The organism is Microcoleus sp. B6-A1 (assembly GCF_036705085.1).
Taxonomy (GTDB): Bacteria; Cyanobacteriota; Cyanobacteriia; order Cyanobacteriales; family Microcoleaceae; genus Microcoleus.
On the sequence record NZ_JAUBTU010000182.1, the window covers coordinates 1 to 2,225 of the forward strand.

The 2,225-nt window shown below is 37.7% G+C and carries 1 protein-coding gene and 2 pseudogenes; 2 read left to right on the forward strand and 1 reads right to left on the reverse strand.

Annotated elements, in window-relative coordinates:
• Nucleotides 1-70: 70 nt before the first annotated feature.
• Together QUB11_RS31005 and QUB11_RS31010 are read left to right on the forward strand one after the other, a co-directional pair.
• Nucleotides 71-616: pseudogene (locus QUB11_RS31005) on the forward strand (transposase); the annotation flags it as partial.
• Between the two features lie 40 nt (nt 617-656).
• Nucleotides 657-1,049 (forward strand): ISAzo13-like element transposase-related protein, encoded by a 393-nt coding sequence (locus tag QUB11_RS31010; RefSeq protein WP_333392552.1) that lies wholly within the window; start codon nt 657-659, stop codon nt 1,047-1,049.
• 10 nt (nt 1,050-1,059) lie between these two features.
• Here the strand turns inward: QUB11_RS31010 and QUB11_RS31015 are convergent.
• Nucleotides 1,060-2,133: pseudogene (locus QUB11_RS31015) on the reverse strand (ISKra4 family transposase).
• Between the last annotated feature and the right edge of the window lie 92 nt (nt 2,134-2,225).

Consider the following 2,225-nt stretch of genomic DNA (forward strand, 5'->3'; position numbering starts at 1 on the left):
AGTCTAACTCATGGACTGGCTAATTTCATAAAGTCCTTTTTTTGTCAACTCCTAATACTGAACCGACGCCCTAGGTTATGGCACAAAAAAGACTCCGTAGATCACGTTACCTTTAATTGAAGTTAGGTCAGGACAAACCTGGCATTCTTATTTAACTAGCGTCCTAGACCCTCATGTTTTACCACCTTATGTAGTTGCCGATTTATATCGGCGTCGTTGGCGAATAGAAGAGGCTTTTAATACAGTAAAAAGACTCTGGGGTTTAAGTTATTTATGGACTGGTTCAATCAATGGAATTAAATTGCAAATTTGGTCAACGTGGTTGTTTTATGCTGTGTTAGTAGATTTAGGTGATGCCGTAGCGGATGAACTTTCTCTGCCCTTTGATGAGATTTCCTTAGAAATGATTTATCGTGGTCTTTATCATTTTACTATGGCTCATCAAAAAGGTAAGGCAACAGATCCAGTTAAGTATTTTGCCGACCCAAAAAATCGAGATTTAGGTATTGTCAAACAGAAACGAAAACCCAACATAAAGTTAATTGTGGCTCCTTTTCCGGATCTTCAGCGAGGGTCTGACCAGTTTTTTTTCAACAATTCTCTAGAAGCCTCTTGACAAAAGACTTACAGTCTTAACTTGTCACCAATGGGAAACAATAGTCAGTACAACAGTTGTTAAAAAATTGTTAAAAAAACATGGATATGTGAAACGTCAAGCTCAAAAAAAACAAACAACTGGAGTAACAAAGAATCGTAATGAACAATTTGAAAATCTGGTCCGAATTACGGCCGAGTATGAGTTACAGGGAAATCCAATTGTTAGTATGGACACGAAAAAGAAGGAATTTATTGGAAATCTATATCGAGCAGGAAGTCTATATACTACGGAAGCTATTACGACATTTGACCATGATTTTTGGAGTTTGGCTGACGGAAAAGTAGTACCTCATGGAATTTACGATCGGCAACATAACCGAGGATATTTAAACCTGGGAATCAGTAAAGACACCAGGGTAAACGCATCTGGGAGCGTGTCACTTTTGCGATAAGTATTTATACTTAAACATTTCTTCGCTTACCAATTAAGCCATTTAAGTAAGCACATCGATGAGCCAATACCTGCCCAATATGTTCTGATTTCCAACTTGCTCCAGATATTTTAATTCGTCTAGCTATTTGCTTAATTCCTGATTCTACTGCGCCAGAGCCAATTGAACATATTTCATCTATGAAGGAAAACTTCGTAATTAATAATTCTTTCTTGGTGCTTTTCTAAATATTTGCAAAAATTAACTGCTGTTTTTCTCTTTAACTCTGTAAATAGTGCTTTTGCACTTTTTACATTTCCTTTCCATAAATATGTTTCTGCTTGCTTCAATCGCTTCATTGAACCCCCTACTTTCTGAAGATTTTCATTCAAATGATACCAGTCCAGAATTTCCCTTCTGTCCTGTTTACAACTAATTTCCTTGAATATATTCCATACACCATCATGTCCATCACCTAAACAATTTACTGGTTTTGCTAGTGGCTGTTGATTTGCCCAATTAACGATCATCTCATTTTGGTCGAAACTGGCTACTATGCCTGCTTCCGAGACAATTGCTTTATAGTCTTTCCACTCGGATTTTTCTCCGAGTGGTGTTATCAATCGTGCTTTTCCACCGTCTGCACTTAACTCGGTAATATCTGCTGTTGCTACAGGCTGCTCAAATTTTTGATAGTGTACTAATCTTTGTTGTGTCTTCGCTGGAACCGTAATCCCTGTTATATATTCAATATCTTTGGCTGCATTTTGATATGCAACATTAGCACTCAGTCTTAAACAACAGTTTTCTAAATGTGGACTCAATCTACTCCCACTCCCACACCCTAGTTTATCTGCTTGCTTTTGGGTGATGCTTAAATCACCTAATGTACTTTTTAATCTCTTTACCCTTCCTGCTTTTGTCCCGCTCGCTGAGTAGATAAAAAAATTCCGATCTGCGGTGTCACATGAGTTAACACCTTATCTTTAACCGTGATCTCGATATCTTCTAATGTTTTCAACGATTTCGGGTCACAATCAGCATACAGGATTGCCGAAATAGCCTCTACATATGTTTGAATCGCCTGTTGTTGTTCGGGAGTCATGATTCATTCGCCACAAATTAAGACATCATTACTATTTTCGCCTATTTTGCTCAACAATAGCTCAAAGCTACTATTCTGCTTTTTCTGAGCAT